This window comes from Devosia sp. T2-14, from assembly GCF_055397495.1.
Genome location: NZ_AP027921.1, coordinates 3452018 through 3466884 on the forward strand (window position 1 = coordinate 3452018; position 14867 = coordinate 3466884).

14 protein-coding genes and 1 tRNA gene are annotated in these 14867 nt (G+C 62.6%); 11 read left to right on the forward strand and 4 right to left on the reverse strand.

Features of this window, described 5'->3' with window-relative positions; genetic code table 11:
- The first annotated feature begins 25 nt into the window (after nt 1-25).
- The gene (locus ACZ5WT_RS16995; protein ID WP_464284948.1) at nt 26-1066 is read left to right on the forward strand and encodes a glycosyl transferase family 90; all 1041 of its coding nucleotides are present in this window, start codon (nt 26-28) and stop codon (nt 1064-1066) included.
- Here the strand turns inward: ACZ5WT_RS16995 and ACZ5WT_RS17000 are convergent.
- A complete protein-coding gene (locus ACZ5WT_RS17000; protein WP_464284949.1) occupies nt 1056-2186 on the reverse strand; it encodes a GGDEF domain-containing protein in 1131 nt (376 codons plus the stop codon). The two genes, ACZ5WT_RS16995 and ACZ5WT_RS17000, sit on opposite strands and share 11 nt — an antisense overlap.
- A gap of 183 nt (nt 2187-2369) precedes the next feature.
- Between ACZ5WT_RS17000 and ACZ5WT_RS17005 the strand changes: the two genes are divergently transcribed.
- Nucleotides 2370-3374: a DUF4238 domain-containing protein gene (locus ACZ5WT_RS17005; RefSeq protein ID WP_464284950.1), complete on the forward strand. Its 1005-nt coding sequence runs from the start codon at nt 2370-2372 to the stop codon at nt 3372-3374.
- A 70-nt stretch (nt 3375-3444) separates the two neighbouring features.
- Here ACZ5WT_RS17005 and ACZ5WT_RS17010 read toward each other — a convergent pair whose 3' ends face one another.
- Nucleotides 3445-4431 (reverse strand): diaminopimelate dehydrogenase, encoded by a 987-nt coding sequence (locus ACZ5WT_RS17010; RefSeq protein ID WP_464284951.1) that lies wholly within the window; start codon nt 4429-4431, stop codon nt 3445-3447.
- A 174-nt stretch (nt 4432-4605) separates the two neighbouring features.
- Here ACZ5WT_RS17010 and ACZ5WT_RS17015 point away from each other — a divergent pair, with 174 nt between their 5' ends.
- Nucleotides 4606-4893, forward strand: a complete 288-nt coding sequence (locus tag ACZ5WT_RS17015; protein ID WP_464284952.1) for a hypothetical protein — start codon at nt 4606-4608, stop codon at nt 4891-4893.
- 64 nt (nt 4894-4957) lie between these two features.
- Here ACZ5WT_RS17015 and ACZ5WT_RS17020 read toward each other — a convergent pair.
- Together ACZ5WT_RS17020 and ACZ5WT_RS17025 are read right to left on the reverse strand one after the other, a co-directional pair.
- Nucleotides 4958-5033 (reverse strand) — tRNA-Trp (locus tag ACZ5WT_RS17020).
- A 56-nt stretch (nt 5034-5089) separates the two neighbouring features.
- On the reverse strand, nt 5090-5488 hold the full coding sequence (locus tag ACZ5WT_RS17025; protein ID WP_464284953.1) for an MAPEG family protein: 399 nt from the start codon (nt 5486-5488) through the stop codon (nt 5090-5092).
- Between the two features lie 241 nt (nt 5489-5729).
- On the opposite strand from ACZ5WT_RS17025, the gene ACZ5WT_RS17030 reads away from it, so the two are divergent.
- The 8 genes from ACZ5WT_RS17030 (at nt 5730) to ACZ5WT_RS17065 (ending at nt 14840) form a co-directional block, all read left to right on the forward strand.
- Complete coding sequence (locus tag ACZ5WT_RS17030; protein ID WP_464284954.1) at nt 5730-7565, forward strand: polysaccharide biosynthesis protein; 1836 nt, start codon at nt 5730-5732, stop codon at nt 7563-7565.
- 108 nt (nt 7566-7673) lie between these two features.
- The gene (locus ACZ5WT_RS17035; protein WP_464284955.1) at nt 7674-8315 is read left to right on the forward strand and encodes a TetR/AcrR family transcriptional regulator; all 642 of its coding nucleotides are present in this window, start codon (nt 7674-7676) and stop codon (nt 8313-8315) included.
- Nucleotides 8312-9259, forward strand: a complete 948-nt coding sequence (locus ACZ5WT_RS17040; RefSeq protein WP_464284956.1) for an HlyD family secretion protein — start codon at nt 8312-8314, stop codon at nt 9257-9259. The genes ACZ5WT_RS17035 and ACZ5WT_RS17040 overlap by 4 nt, the downstream gene beginning before the upstream one ends.
- Nucleotides 9256-10203 (forward strand): ABC transporter ATP-binding protein, encoded by a 948-nt coding sequence (locus tag ACZ5WT_RS17045; protein WP_464284957.1) that lies wholly within the window; start codon nt 9256-9258, stop codon nt 10201-10203. The genes ACZ5WT_RS17040 and ACZ5WT_RS17045 overlap by 4 nt, the downstream gene beginning before the upstream one ends.
- Complete coding sequence (locus tag ACZ5WT_RS17050) at nt 10200-11336, forward strand: ABC transporter permease (protein WP_464284958.1); 1137 nt, start codon at nt 10200-10202, stop codon at nt 11334-11336. Before ACZ5WT_RS17045 ends, ACZ5WT_RS17050 begins: the two co-directional genes overlap by 4 nt.
- Nucleotides 11337-11627: 291 nt before the next feature.
- Nucleotides 11628-12119 (forward strand): GNAT family N-acetyltransferase, encoded by a 492-nt coding sequence (locus ACZ5WT_RS17055; protein WP_464284959.1) that lies wholly within the window; start codon nt 11628-11630, stop codon nt 12117-12119.
- Between the two features lie 2 nt (nt 12120-12121).
- Nucleotides 12122-13147, forward strand: coding sequence for a glycoside hydrolase family 3 N-terminal domain-containing protein (locus ACZ5WT_RS17060; protein ID WP_464284960.1), 1026 nt, complete (start codon nt 12122-12124; stop codon nt 13145-13147).
- Nucleotides 13148-13175: 28 nt separating this feature from the next.
- Nucleotides 13176-14840, forward strand: coding sequence for an ABC transporter substrate-binding protein (locus ACZ5WT_RS17065; protein WP_464284961.1), 1665 nt, complete (start codon nt 13176-13178; stop codon nt 14838-14840).
- Nucleotides 14841-14867: the final 27 nt, after the last annotated feature.

Below are 14867 nucleotides of genomic sequence, written 5' to 3' on the forward strand. Positions count from 1 at the left end.
GCGAGCCGTCCACCGCGAGCCCTAGATGACGACCGTCTCTCTCAGCCGCCGCCTACTTACCGTGTTTCTCGGCCATCAACTGCGTCGCTCGCTCGGACGACTCGGCCAGACCGCGCGGTTCGCATCCTGCCCCGCCACACCAACGCCCTTCGCCTATGACGTAACGCTGGAGCGCCGCCACGGACGGATCCATCTGGGCCTGCCCGAGGATGCCGCCGAGATCGCGTTTCAGCAGCGAGAGAACGTGACGGCTTATCTCTACCTGCTGCTACACAGCCCCGAGACGGTGGGCGCCATCACCGTGGCCTGCAATGACGGAGACAACCCCAGCGCGGCGCGCTTTGCGCCCTCCTCGCGCGATCCTAGGATCATCGCCCTGCCCGACCGCTACTTCATCCTGCGCGATGGCTTCGCCGCCGAACGGCGTCTGGCAGAAAAAGAGGCCGTTGCCTGGAGTGACCGCAGCGCGACCATCACCTGGCGGGGCGGCGCGAATGGGCATGGCATTCACCCGCTTGTGGCCGCCGACGCGCACAATCCCCGGGTGATCCAGCGGGCGCGGCTATGCATGCTGCTCGATGGGGTCGCAGGAACCGATGCCAGGCTGACCGCCGGCAATGGCCAAACGATTCCGCTCAGCGCCTTCGCGCCGCTGGGCATTACCGGAACAATGCGCCCCGAGCGCGACTGGCTTGGCGACAAATACGCGATCGACATCGATGGCTGGACCAATGCGTGGTCGAACCTGGTCGTGCGCATGCATTTCGGATGCTGCGTGCTCAAGGTGGCCAGTGCCGATGACTATCGCCAGTGGTGGTACGACCGGCTCGTGCCATGGGAGCACTATGTGCCGGTTTCAGCCGACATGAGTGATCTCCGGGAGCGGATCGACTGGGTGCGCAGCCATGACCGGCAGGCCGCGGCCATTGCCCGCGCCGGGCAGGCGCTGGTGCGCACCATGACGTTGAAATCGGAAACGCAAAACGGGGCAGAGCTGATCAGTCTGCACTGGCAGGGCGTGGCCGCAAAACCGGCAACCCAAAGGTTACGCCTGGTCAGTTCGTGATCGGCAGATAATCCTGACCGGAGGCCAGCCGAACGGTGTTTCGCCCGGCGCGCTTGGCGGCATAAAGCGCAAGGTCTGCCCCGCGCAAAGCCGGCGAAAGATCCCGCCGCAGGGGCGCAACACCAATGCTGACGGAGACATGCAGATCATTGCGCTCGCCAAGCACGTCGGCGGCCAGCACGGCCTGACGGACCCGCTCGGCGCAAGCCTCGGCGTCGCTGAGACTACCGGGTATGACCAGCACGAACTCCTCGCCACCGATGCGCGCGATGATCGTTTCGCTCCGCACCGAGGCCCGAAGCACACCGGCAACCGCCCGCAGCACCTCGTCGCCACGCGGATGCCCCCAAGTGTCATTCACCTGCTTGAAGTGGTCGATATCAACCAGCAAGACATGGCCCCTCAGTTCCCTGGCCGAGCGGACCTGCTCCTCAAGCCCGCGCCGGTTCCACAGGCCCGTAAGATAATCGGTGTCGCGCTCGAAACGCAGCGCCTCGAAAATATCGAGCCCGGCGACCAACAGCGTGGCGGTAGCGCCCAGAATGGCCATCAGGGCGAGCGACACTTCGAGCACCCGCCAGAACGTACTCAAGCCGATCTCGCCGAGCGTCTCACTGGAAAAACTGGCGGCGGTCATCAAGACGCGCGGGAAGAAGTGCAGGCCAACCACGATCAGGGTAACGATCAGCACCTTGTCGGAGAGGCGCTTGCCATCGAGCCAGAACAGCTTCCAGGCGGCAACCAGCAGAATGCCGCCAAAGGCGAAGCTCAGCGAGTAGGTGCGCGCCAGCAGATCCGGATCGGCATAGAGATAATAGCCCGTGATCGCCATCAGGCCGAAAAAGAACACGCCCCGCCACATCTGGCCAAAACTCTGGCCCGAGCGGTTCAAAGACCCCTCGGCGAACTGCATCGCCGCAGCGGCATAGACCGCGGTCGCCAGCAGGGAATTCATGTTGATGTCAGGCGGCAGGAAGAGCTTCTGCACACCAAAGCCAAAGGCAGCCAGCAGAAAGCCCCTGCCGAAGAAGCGCAGGTAGGCGACAGACTTCATCTGATAACCGATGACGCAGAACAGCGCGCCAAACAGCAAAAAGGTGCTTCCCACTATCAGCGCCATGATGCTGATCCCCTCGCGCACAATCCGCCTGGGCAGCGTGGTAGGCCAGAAATGCTAATGCTTTATCTATACTTGGCGATGCCAGTGAGCGTAGGGTTAGCGCGGGATGAAGTTAAGTGGGCCAAGCGACGGCTTTGCTCCCCACCGCCAATTCAAGAGAATTCTGCAACAACGCGACAGCGGATGCAGCTCGCCTATTCGATTCCGCCGCCTTTCATATTTCAGTTGATGGCCAGCGCCGTGACCGTTCCGCCAAACCCGCCGACCAAGCACCATTACATTCCCGTCTTTTACCTAAAGCGCTGGGCAGGCTCGGACGGCCGATTGTGTCAGTACATGAATCCGATCCCTGGCAAAATTGCAGCGGTGCGACGGGCGCCCAGTGCTACCGGGTTTCTGCATCGCGTGTATGAGATGAGAGGTTTCCGTCCGGAGCTTGCCCAACAGGTGGAGACTATGTTCTTCCAGCCTGTGGACAGTGAGGCAAATGATGCGCTGGTTCTCATGGAAAAATATGGGAACCGGGCGGCGTGGACCGAGCCCCTTAGATCGGCGTGGACGAGGTTCATACTGTCCTTGTTGGTGCGACTTCCTGAAGACGTCGCACTATTTAGGCAACTGTATTTCGACCTCTTTTACAAATCTGATCCCACGATCGAAGCTGAGTATCAGGCACGACGAAAACAGGGCGAACCTGAAACCTATCTCGACTTCAGCGCAGCGATGCCTCTGTCAGTCATCGAGCAGCACATGTTCGAGATGTATTTCGACCTGATCGACAATGCGAATGTGGGATCGCACATCAATAAGATGACTTGGCGCGTGTTCAACTTCCCCGAACACTGCCACCCGCTCCTAACTTCAGACAGACCTGTTATTCGCACAAATGGACTGGAGCGTCCGGGCACTCATATAGCTTTGCCGATCGGGCCGAGGAGGCTTTTTGTTGCGTCGATCGACCCCGACGTTATCAATGAACTTCTGTCTCGAAAGCCCTCAATCCTTGCCAGAGAGGTCAATAAACTAACGGTCGAGTCTGCCGCTCGGTATGTTTATGGAGTCGACGACCAGCAGTTGCGTTTCGTCAGCAACCGATTTGGGAAGACCCCGGTCCCGCGCGTGATGGTCGATGTTATCGCGCGACAAAGAGCAAGGGAAGACCGGTCGTCTCCCCCTCACACAGCCTAAAACTCGATCCCTTCACCAGCAAAAGCCCGCCTCGGTAATACCGGGCGGGCTTTTGCTTTTCTGGCCGGAACTAGAGCTGTTCGGCGCGGAGTTGTTCGGGGCTCTTGGCGGAGAGCATCCCGGGGGGGACGTCGAAGACCGTCTTGGCGCCGTATTGGCCGGCGGCGTGGAGGCGGTGGACGGCCCTGGCATAGGCCACCAGGACGCTGGCGGTGAATTCGGGATTGCTGTCGAGCTTGAGGCTGTACTCGACGACCTGGGCATTGGCGGCGGAGGTATTGCCGCTGCGGATGACGAAGCCACCATGTGGCATCGCCTTGTGGTTGCGCCGGAGTTCGTCGGCGGTAATGAAATTGACCGTGGTGTCATACTCATCGAAATAGTGCGGCATGGTGGTGATGGCCTGCTTCACCGCCTCGGCATCGGCGCCGGCTTCGAGCACGACAAAGCACTCGCGGGTATGCTTCTCGCGCGTCGTCAACTGGGGCCGCGTCGCGCTGCGGACGCGGTCAACGGCCGCCTGCACGGGGCGCGTATACTGCACGCCATCGGCCACGCCCGGCACGCGCCGGATTGCATCGGAATGGCCCTGGCTCAGGCCATCGCCCCAGAACGTGTATGTGACGCCATCGGGCAGCAGGGCCTCGCCCATCACGCGATTGATGGAGAACATGCCGGGATCCCACCCAGCCGAAATCAGCGCAGTCTTGTTGGCCGCGCGCGCGGGCGCATCGACGGTGGCGAAATATTCGGGAATGCGGGCGTGGGTATCGAAGCTGTCGACCGTATTGAACAGCGCCGCAAAAGCAGGCCCCTGCTCCGGCAGGTCCGACTTGGAACCGCCGCACAGGATGAGGACGTCGACATCACCGGCAAAGCCGGGCAGCGCATCGATGCCATGGACGGGCGTCGCCGCATCCATCGGCGTGATCTGGTCGGGCGCACGGCGGGTGAAAATCCCCACCAGCCGCATGTCGGCATTCTTGCTGATGGCGGCTTCAACGCCGCGCCCGAGATTGCCGTGACCGGCAATGGCGATCCGAATCTGGTCGGCCATGGTGAGTTTGCCTTTTTATTGGAGCGAACGGGCGACCCGGATGGACCAGCGCGCGGTTCGGTGAGGAGCTAACTGCTCCTAAGGCAGACTCTGCCCGCTCGGCAAGCCATGCTTGCCCGCCTCCGGGGCCGGGCGTAACCTTGCATGGGCGGGGCACTTCGAATGGAGAGCACCATGGCAACGCTGCATATCGAACACGCCATCACCGACTTCGCCACCTGGAAGGCGGCCTTCGACCGGTTCGCCGAGAGGCGCGCCCAAGGAGGCGTCACCGCCCACCGCATCCACCAGCCGCACGATGATTCCCGATACGTGGTGCTGCAGCTCGATTTCCCGAGCACGGAACAGGCCGAGGCGTTTCGCGAATTCCTCGAAACCAGGGTCTGGTCGACCCCGGCCAATGCGCCGGGCCTGGTCGGCGTGCCGCGGGCGCGAATCCTGGTGGATGCGCCCGAGCAATAGGCTTCGCCTCGGGCTCAGGCATGAGTCCAAGGCAAATGAATACCAACAATTTCAATGAGATGCCTGGCAGGGGCTGGGGGACTCGAACCCACGACCCTCGGTTTTGGAGACCGATGCTCTACCAACTGAGCTAAACCCCTTCAGGCGAAGCGTTCTCTAATGGCATTGTCCGCGTTTCGCAAGACCTGATTGTGCCTTAACTCCAGATATGCGGTACGAGCGGCACCGCAACGACCAGACATCCCACCAGCGCAACGAGAAAACACACGGAACGCCATGGGGAAAGTCCGCGCATATAGCAGATCACGTGTCCGATGCGCCCGGCCAGATAAAGGGCAGCGCCGACGAGCGAAATCCAGCCCTGCTCACCCAGCATGATCGAGAGAATGGCGAGCGTGAGGAAAACCGGCAGTGTTTCCTGCAGATTCGCCAAGGCGCGGCGCGAGCGCGCCAGTTCCCGCGTCGGCTCGGGCAGATCATCGCGCGGCCCCACCTGCAATTCGGGTCCAACCTGTTCCGTCAAATAGCGGCCGGGCAGAAAAACCTGAACAAGCACCAGCAACAGCACGAGAAATATAAACAAAAGCAAAGACATATCCTCCCAATATCCGTCGATCCCGCTCGATTTACCGGGACGACTGGAGGATCCTCGCAAAATCGCCCCAGATTCGCGAGGCAGCTTTGTGGGCCCAGGGCAGCCAATGCTGCGCTGAGCTATTGACCAGCCGCCTGATTCCGTGGGACGCGGCTAGACCACCACAAGCTGGCTTCGACCCCAAATCATGCTTCAAACTCTCCGATCGCGCATCCTCGCCCTCCCCCGCCAGCGAAAGCGCATGATCCTCGTGACGTTTGACATTCTGGTGATCAGCCTGACCCTGTGGGCAAGCTTTTCGCTGCGGCTGGACCGCTGGGCCCTGCCGAACTCGCTTGATTCCTGGCTGGTGATCCTCAGTGCGCCGGTGGTTGCGGTGCCGGTGTTCATCCGCATGGGGCTTTATCGCGCGGTGGTGCGCTATCTGCCCGAGCGTGCGTTGTGGACCATGATGCAGGCGACGACCCTGGCGGTGGTGCTCTGGGTGCTCGTGGCGTTCCTTTCGGAAATGACCGGCCGCGGCGTCGTCCCCCGCTCCGTACCGATCATCTACTGGGCGCTGCTCTCGATCACCATTATCGGCAGCCGGTTTGGCGCCAAGTGGCTGTTCTGGCCCCGTTCAAGCTCGCTGATGCTGAAGCGCCCCGCCGTGGCGATCTATGGCGCCGGCCGCGCGGGTACCGAACTAGCCATGTCGCTGCGCGCCAGCCACTTCATCGTGGGCTTTGTGGATGACGATACCGCCCTGCACCGCCGTGAAGTTGCCGGGCTGCGGGTCTATCCGCCTGCCCACCTGCCGTCGCTGATCCGCGACTTTGGGGTCAAGCAGGTCATCCTCTCCATTCCGTCCGCCTCGGCAGCGCGCCGCAAGGACATTATCGGCAGCGTCAGCGGCCATGGCGTCAAGGTGCAGTCCCTGCCGGGAATAACCGACCTTGTGACGGGCAAGTTCCTGGTCAGCCAGATTCGCGAAATCGACATCGATGACCTGCTGGGCCGCTCGTCGGTGCCGCCCGATATCGACCTCATCCGCGACATGATCGTGGGCCGCACCGTCATGGTGACGGGCGCCGGGGGTTCGATCGGCTCGGAACTGTGCCGCAAGATCTCCCAGTGGAGCCCACAGCGCCTGGTGCTGTTCGAGGCCAATGAGTTTGCGCTCTACAAGATCGACAAGGAACTGACCGGCAACAAGGACGCAACGGTCATTCCGGTGCTCGGTTCGGTGACCGATGCCAAGCGCGTCAAGCACGCCATTGTCGACCACGGCGTGCAGGTGGTGTTCCATGCCGCCGCGCACAAGCACGTGCCGCTGGTGGAAGCCAACGCGCTTGAAGGCATTCAGAACAACGTGTTCGGCACCAAGACCGTTGTCGACACCGCCTTTGAGGCCGGTGTGCAGAGCTTCGTGCTGATCTCGACCGACAAGGCGGTTCGCCCCACCAATGTGATGGGCGCCACCAAGCGCTGGGCGGAGCTGATCGTGCGCGACAAGGCCCTGACCGCAGCCAATGCCGGGACCGGGCAGCGCTTCTCGGCGGTGCGCTTTGGCAATGTGCTGGGTTCGAACGGCTCGGTGGTTCCCCTGTTCAAGGAACAGATCGCCCATGGCGGCCCGCTGACCCTGACCGACCCCGGCATGACCCGGTATTTCATGTCGATCCAGGAAGCGGCCGAATTGATTGTGCAGGCCGGCTCACTGTCCGAGGGCGGCGACGTGTTCCTGCTCGACATGGGCGACCCCATGCTGATCTCCGACCTCGCCGAGAACATGATCCGGTTGGCCGGCCTCAGCATCAAGTCAGAAGACAACCCCGAGGGCGACATCGAGATCATCGCGACCGGCAAGCGCCCGGGCGAGAAGATGTACGAAGAGCTGTTCTATGACGAGGCCACGGCGCAGCGGACCCGGCACAGCAAGATCCTGCGTGCCGCGCCCACCGCGGGCGATACCGGCATTACCGCGGCCCTTGAAGAGCTGAAGGTTGCCCTTGCCAACGAGAACGAAGCAGCGGCCCGCGCCATCCTGTTCGACCTCGTCATCAAGACCGACCTGGCGGGCGCCCCGCACCACTGACGATTGGAAGGCAGGGGCGGCCGACTACCCGCCCCGCCCTTTCGCTCGCGCATTTGCGACTTGTATCTAACTGACCGGTCAGTTATTAATAACTGAACAGGTGCAGCGATGAGCAGCGGAACTCCCAAGTTCAAACGGCGCGCGGAAGCGCGGCCAGACGAGGTTCTGGACGCAGCGCTGGAGCTATTTCTGGAAAGAGGCTTCGCGGCCACCAAGGTGGAAGATGTTGCCACCCGCGCCGGCCTCTCCAAGGGCGCGATCTACCTCTACTTCCCGTCCAAAGACGCCCTGCTCGAAGGGATCGTCAAACGGGCCATCACGCCCATCGCGGCGATGGCCTTCGATCAGCTCGAACATTTCGAGGGCGATCCGCGCGTCCTGCTCAAGGCCATCATTACCCAGCTGATCACGCAAATGCACGACCCGCGGCGCGTGGGCATTCCCAAGCTGATCCTGCGCGAAGCACTGCAGGCGCCACAGCTTGTCGAGATCTATAAAAGACAGGTGCTGAACGAGGCCATTCCTGCGGTAACCGCGCTGCTGCAGCGCGGCATGGACCAGGGATATCTGAGGAAGCTCGATGCGGAACTGACGGTGCGCTCCATCGTTGGGCCCGTCGTGCTGCACCTGATGCTGGCGGAGGTCTTCGCCATCCAGCCCAAGGACGGGCTGGCCCTCGACCGGCTGGTGGAAAACCATCTCTCCATTCTGTTTGACGGGCTGAGTGCGCATCCGGAGGCAGGTCGATGAACGAGTGGCTGACCGGCATTTTTGCGGCTGTGATGGGGCTGTTTTCGTTCGGCGCGGGCACGAGTGACGGCTTCACCGGCTATCTCGAGGCCGACTACATCTATGCCGCACCAACAACCGGCGGCACGCTGGACACCATTGCGGTCGCGACCGGCGAGCGGGTCGAAAAGGACGAGACACTCTATGTGCTGCGCAGCGCCCAGCAGGCAGCGCTGCTGCGCGCGGCCGAAGCGCGGGTGGAAGCGGCGCGCGCCACGCTGGACAATCTGGTGACCGGTAGCCGAAGCCAGGAAGTGGACGTGATCCGCGCCAATCTGAGCAAGGCGGAGGCGGACCTGGCGCTGGCGCAATCAACCTTCGCCCGCAGCCAGAAGCTGTTTGACGCGGGGTCAGCCACGCAGGCGCGGCTGGAACAGGATCGCGCGGCCCTCGCCAGCGCGCAGGCCCAGGTGAACCAGCTCAACGCGCAGGTTGCGGTGGCCGAACTGCCCGCCCGCGACGCCCAGCAGGTCGCGGCCGAGGCAAACCTCAATGCGGCCGTCGCCGATGCCGAACGGGCGCGGCTTGATATGGACGACCGCACCGTGAAGGCACCGGTGGCCGGCGTGGTGGACGATGTGTTCTTCCGCGTCGGCGAAATGGTGGCGGCGGGCACGCCTGTGCTGTCTATCCGCCCGGACGGAGAGATCAAGGCGCGGTTCTATGTCGGCGAAACGGACCGGGCGAACATCGCGGTGGGCCAGGAGGTCCGCGTTTCCTGCGACAGCTGCGCCGAGGGCATGCGCGGGCGGATCAGCACGATAGCCAGCCAGCCCCAGACTACCCCGCCGGTGATCTATTCACGCGAGGAGCGGGAACGGCTGGTGTTCCGGGCCGACGCCGTGCTGGACGCGCCGGGAACGCTGATGCCCGGACAACCGGTGACCGTAACGGTCCTGCCATGAGCGACGATGCTGTCATCGCGGTCACCGGGCTGACCAAGGTCTATGACGGCCGCAAGGTGGTAGACGATTTCGACATCACCGTGCCAAAGGGCGCGATCTACGGCTTTCTGGGTCCCAACGGCTCAGGCAAGACCACGACTATCCGCATGCTGTGCGGCCTGCTGACACCCGATGCGGGACAGGGCCAGTGCCTCAGCTTCGATGTGCTGAGACAGGCCGATCGCATCAAGGAGCAGGTCGGCTACATGACGCAGAAGTTCTCGCTCTACGAGGACCTGTCGATTGCGGAGAATCTCGACTTCGTGGCGCGGATGTATGGGGTGCGAAATCGCAAGGCGCGCGTGGCGCAGGCGCTGGCCGACCTCGGGCTCGCCAACCGGGCCAAGCAACTGGCCGGAACTCTCTCCGGTGGCTGGAAGCAGCGGCTGGCGCTGGCGGCTTGCCTGATACACGACCCCAAACTGCTGCTGCTTGATGAACCCACGGCGGGCGTCGACCCCAAGGCGCGGCGCGATTTCTGGGACGAAATCCGCCGACTGAGCGAATCCGGCGTCACCGTGCTGGTATCAACCCACTATATGGACGAGGCGGTGCAGTGCGATTTCATTGCCTATATCGCCTATGGCAAGAAGCTGATCGATGGCCCGGCAGCGCAAATCCCCACCATGGTCGGCCTGACCACCTGGCGCGTCGCCGGGCCGGAGCTGGGCGCGCTGGAGAAGCGGCTGGCGGGCATGCCGGGCGTGTTGCAAGTGGCGCGTTTCGGTTCGGTGCTCCATGTCTCGGGCACCGACGCCACAGCGCTCGAAAGCAGCGTGCGGCAGCTGGAGGCGGAAGGCGGCCACCAATGGAGCCTGCAGCCAGCGGGGCTGGAAGAGGCGTTCATCTATCTGATGACCGGCGCGCGGGACAATTTCGCCGGAGACAAGCCGGTGGCGGCATGAACCGGGTGTTTTCGCTATCGCGGTTCCTGGCGGTGCTGCTCAAGGAATTCATCCAGATGCGGCGCGACCGCGTCACCTTCGCGATGATGATCGGACTGCCGATCGTGCAGCTGATGCTGTTCGGCTTCGCCATCAACGCCGATCCGCGGCATCTGCCCACGCTGGTGGAAATGGGCGATGACGGACCGCTGGTGCGGGCCATCATCAGCGGCATGGAAGTGTCGGACTATTTCGACTTCCGCGGGACTGTCGAGGGCGTGAGCGCCGGCGAAGCGGCCTTGCGGCGCGGCACGGCCAATTTCGTGGTGGTGATCCCCGATGGTTTCGAGCGCGACGTGGTCCGAGGGCTGCAACCAAGTATCCTGATTTCGGCGGACGCGTCGGACCCCTCTGCAGTGGGCGGCGCGATGAGCGCCATGAACGGCATCATCGCCGGCGCCATGGCCGAGGTGCTCACCGGCCCGCTGGCGGGGCTGGCCGGAACCCCTGCCCCGTTTTCGGTGATCGTGCATCGCGAGTACAATCCCGAAGGCCGGACCTCGACCAATATCGTGCCGGGGCTACTGGCCATCATCCTGTCGATGACCATGGTGATGATCACCGCAGTGGCCATCGTCAAGGAACGCGAGCGCGGCACGATGGAAATGCTGATCTCGACGCCGGTGCGCCCGCCCGAGGTGATGCTGGGCAAGATCCTACCCTATGTGCTGGTGGGCTACGTTCAGACGACGGTGTTCGTGATCGCGGCCAACGCGATTTTCCATGTGCCCTTCGAGGGTTCGGTCGGCGCCTTCTTCATCGGGTTTAACCTGTTCATTCTCGACAACCTGGCGCTCGGATTCCTGATCTCGACGCTGGCGCGCAACCAGATGCAGGCCATGCAGCTGTCGTTCTTCACCATCCTGCCGTCAGTGCTGCTGTCGGGCTTCATGTTCCCGTTTGCCGGCATGCCCGGCTGGGCCCAGGCGATCGGCACCGCGGTCCCCGCCACGCACTTCATCGAACTGGTGCGCAAGGTGATGCTGAAGGGGGCTGGAATCGGCGATGTCGGGAGCGAGTTGCTGCCCCTGACGGTGATCCTTGTGGTGATCTCGATCGTCGCCATGCTGCGCTACCGGCAGACGCTGGACTAGCGTTTCCCTTAGATTTCCGGCGGTTACAGCCGGTCGCGAGGCCGCAGCGGTTTCGCGGCCCGAACAGCCCTGTGGTGCAACCAGTGGAAAAACCGAACGGCGGAATACAATATTCCATGTCTCGTTGACACCTGGAATATTCACTTCTAGCATCCCGACAGATTTAGGGCGTAGCACTATGGCTTATGGCACCATGTCGGCAGAGCAGGAGCGGATCGTCTCTGACGCCCGCATCGAGAAAACGTCGCGGATCAACCCGGCAGCGCACACCGTACGGGCTGTGCGCTAGCCATGGATTTGCTGGTCAATCTCTATAGCCGCCGCATGGATGAACTACGTGAGCGGGTGCAGGACGTGGGCGCCACCATTCGCGTCGCCCTGCCCCCGGAGCAGCACATCATCAAGGACTGGGTGCGCACCCATTTCAGCGAATACTGGGTCAGCGAAGTCACCTCCGCCATGGCGCATCAGCCACCGGGGTGTCTCATCGCCACTGTCGATGGCGAACTGGTTGGCTTTGCGTGCCACAACGCGACCGCACGCGGCTTCTTCGGCCCAACAGGCGTTTCCGAGACCCAGCGCGGCAAGCGCATCGGCCTGGCGCTCTTCTACCATACCCTGATGGCCATGAAGGCCCAGGGCTATGCCTATGCGATCATCGGCTCGGCCGGCCCGGTGGACTTCTATGTCAATGCGGCGGGCGCCATGCCCATCCCGTCCGACAAGGAAGACATCTACCAGGGCCTGCTGCGCATCAAGCCGAAACCGGACACTGGAAACTGACTATGTCTTCTTCGACGCCACTCGCCCTCTTTGTTGGCATGCCGGGCTACGAGCTTTCGGCCGACGAGATCGCGTTTTTCCGCGAAACCAATCCGTTTGGCCTGTTCCTGTTCAAGCGCAACCTCGACAATGATGCTCAGATCAAGCGCATGGTCGCCCAGTTCCGCGAGGCCGTGGGCCGCGAGGATGCGCCTGTCTATATCGACCAGGAAGGCGGCCGCGTGCAGCGGCTGGACAATGGCAACTGGCCTAAGTTCCGCAGCCTCGGCAGCTTCGGCGAGCTGGCGCGCAAAGACCTCGAACTGGGCAAGCACGCCATGCGCCTGTCGAGCCTGGCCATGGGCACCATGATGGGTGACCTGGGCATCGGCAGCGGCACGACGCCGGTCGTTGACCTCGCCCGCAAGGGCACCCATGACGTGATCGGCCTGCGCGCTTTCGGCGATGATCCGGAACTGGTCACCATCATGGGCAAGGTCGTGATCGACGCCATGCTGGAAGTCGGCCAGATGCCGATCATGAAGCACATCCCCGGCTATGGCCGCGTATCGGTTGACCCGCACTTTGACCTGCCGGTTGTCGATGCCAGCGTCGAGGACATGCGTTCGACCGATTTCCGCCCGTTCGTGGCGCTCAAGGACACACCCTGGGCCATGGTCGCGCACCTGATCTTCACCCAGATCGACCCGAAGCTGCCCGCTTCGGTGTCGCCGGTCGTGTGCGATTTCATCCGCAACGAGCTGAATTACGACGGCGTGATCATCACCGACTGCCTCACCATGGAGGCACTGAGCGGCACCTGGCCCGAACGGGTCGCTGCCACGCTCGACGCCGGTTACGACATTGCCCTGCACAGCCAGGGTGATCTGGCGGCCAGCCAGGCCGCCGCGAAGGCAGCGCGCCCCCTGAGCGACGCCAGCCTGGAGAGAATTGCTCGGGCCCAATCCAGGCTCGGCAACAATCGCGTGGACGTGCAAGCACTCCACGCGGAAGTTGAACGGATTTTCAGTGAAAACGGCCTGGCGTGAAGCCGGGTCAATGCAGAGGAGGAATGTAATGCTTAGATCTTCGCTAATCTTGGCCGCTTCGGCCGCAGTGCTGGCAATGGCGGCTCCCGCCATCGCCCAGGATCAGAACGTGCTGACGGTGAGCTCTGAACAGACCACCACCTGGGTTCGCAACTTCAACCCCTTTGGTCAGACCTCGGCACGCGCCACCACGCTCGACTTCATGTATGAGCCGCTGGTCGTCTTCAACCGCCTCAAGAGCAACGAGCCGATCTTCCGCCTGGCGGAAAGCTTCGAGCTGGCAGACGACCTCAAGTCGATCACCTTCACACTGCGTGACGGCCTGAAGTGGTCGGATGGCGAAGCCCTGACGGCTGACGACGTCATCTTCACCTATGACTACATCAAGAAGTTCCCGGCGCTCGACTTCATCTCGGTTTCCGCCCAGCTCGCTTCGGTGGAAAAGGTCGACGATCGCACCGTTCGCTTCAACCTGAACGAAGCCAACTCGCTGATCGCCAACACCATCGTCGGCATGCCGATCGTGCCAGAACATATCTGGGCCGACATTGCCGATCCAGTGACCTTCGCCAACGAGAACCCGGTCGCCTCCGGCCCGATGACCGAAATCTCGCGCTTCACGCCGCAGGTGTATGAGCAGTGCCGCAACCCCAACTACTGGGATGCCGAGAACCTCAAGGTCGACTGCCTGCGCCTGCCGCAGCTCGCCGACAACCCGCAGGTGCTCGCAGCACTCGCCGATGGCACCCTGGACTGGGCAACCAGCTTCATTCCTGACATCGACAACACCTTCGTCGCCAAGGACCCGGAACACCACAAGTACTGGTTTACCCCTTCGAGCCTGGTCTCGTTCCAGCTCAGCCAGGTGACCCCGGACGAAAACAACCGCAAGGCCTTCACCGACGTCAACTTCCGTCGCGCGGTCAGCATGCTGATCGACCGCCAGACCATCGTTGACATCGCCGGCTACGGCTATCCGCTGGTCAACGGCGACCCCTCCATGCTTGGCGAACTCTACAAGTCCTTCGCCAACCCTGAAGTGGCAACCCAGTTCGGCAAGTACGGCCAGTTCGACCTCGAAGCAGGCATGGCCCAGCTCGACGAGGCCGGCTATGTCGACGCTGACGGCGACGGCTTCCGCGACAACCCCGATGGCACGCCGATCGCCATCGACATCATGGTTCCGAATGGTTGGACCGACTGGATCGACGCGGTCCAGATCTCCATGGAATCGCTGACCGAAGCCGGCCTCAACGTGAAGATGAGCACGCCTGAAGCCGCCGTGTGGACCTCGGGCCTGATCGCCGGTGAGTACTCGATGACGCTGAACGCCCTGGCGTCGGCGGCCAACCCGTACTTCCCCTACATCCGCTCGTTCAATCCGGGCGATTTCGGCAAGAGCCGCTTCACCGCTCCGCATTGGGAAAATGCAGAGATCATGGAGCTGCTTGGCCAGTACACGCAGGTCAAGGACCCGGCAGAGCAGAAGGCACTGATGGACAAGGCCCAGATGATCGTGGCTGAAGCCATGCCCGTCATCCCTGTCTACAACAGCCCTTCGTTCTTCCAGTACAACACCAGCCGCTTCACCGGTTGGGCCAATGCTGACGATCCGAAGTTCTCGCCGGTCAGCTCGAACGCCAACCCTGCACGCCTGCTCCAGCTGCTGGATCTCGATCCCGTCGCAAAGTAAGCGCCTGAACGTTTCCGGAGGCGCGCT

Excerpts from the sequence above, each read along its gene's own strand:
- ACZ5WT_RS17035 (WP_464284955.1), top strand. The coding sequence starts at position 7,674 with ATGAGCAGCGGAACTCCCAAGTTCAAACGGCGCGCGGAAGCGCGGCCA.
- ACZ5WT_RS17025 (WP_464284953.1), bottom strand. The coding sequence starts at position 5,488 with ATGTCTTTGCTTTTGTTTATATTTCTCGTGCTGTTGCTGGTGCTTGTT.
- ACZ5WT_RS17015 (WP_464284952.1), top strand. The coding sequence starts at position 4,606 with ATGGCAACGCTGCATATCGAACACGCCATCACCGACTTCGCCACCTGG.
- ACZ5WT_RS17045 (WP_464284957.1), top strand. The coding sequence starts at position 9,256 with ATGAGCGACGATGCTGTCATCGCGGTCACCGGGCTGACCAAGGTCTAT.
- ACZ5WT_RS16995 (WP_464284948.1), top strand. The coding sequence starts at position 26 with ATGACGACCGTCTCTCTCAGCCGCCGCCTACTTACCGTGTTTCTCGGC.
- ACZ5WT_RS17050 (WP_464284958.1), top strand. The coding sequence starts at position 10,200 with ATGAACCGGGTGTTTTCGCTATCGCGGTTCCTGGCGGTGCTGCTCAAG.
- ACZ5WT_RS17060 (WP_464284960.1), top strand. The coding sequence starts at position 12,122 with ATGTCTTCTTCGACGCCACTCGCCCTCTTTGTTGGCATGCCGGGCTAC.
- ACZ5WT_RS17005 (WP_464284950.1), top strand. The coding sequence starts at position 2,370 with ATGCAGCTCGCCTATTCGATTCCGCCGCCTTTCATATTTCAGTTGATG.
- ACZ5WT_RS17010 (WP_464284951.1), bottom strand. The coding sequence starts at position 4,431 with ATGGCCGACCAGATTCGGATCGCCATTGCCGGTCACGGCAATCTCGGG.
- ACZ5WT_RS17030 (WP_464284954.1), top strand. The coding sequence starts at position 5,730 with ATGATCCTCGTGACGTTTGACATTCTGGTGATCAGCCTGACCCTGTGG.
- ACZ5WT_RS17040 (WP_464284956.1), top strand. The coding sequence starts at position 8,312 with ATGAACGAGTGGCTGACCGGCATTTTTGCGGCTGTGATGGGGCTGTTT.
- ACZ5WT_RS17000 (WP_464284949.1), bottom strand. The coding sequence starts at position 2,186 with ATGGCGCTGATAGTGGGAAGCACCTTTTTGCTGTTTGGCGCGCTGTTC.
- ACZ5WT_RS17055 (WP_464284959.1), top strand. The coding sequence starts at position 11,628 with ATGGATTTGCTGGTCAATCTCTATAGCCGCCGCATGGATGAACTACGT.
- ACZ5WT_RS17065 (WP_464284961.1), top strand. The coding sequence starts at position 13,176 with ATGCTTAGATCTTCGCTAATCTTGGCCGCTTCGGCCGCAGTGCTGGCA.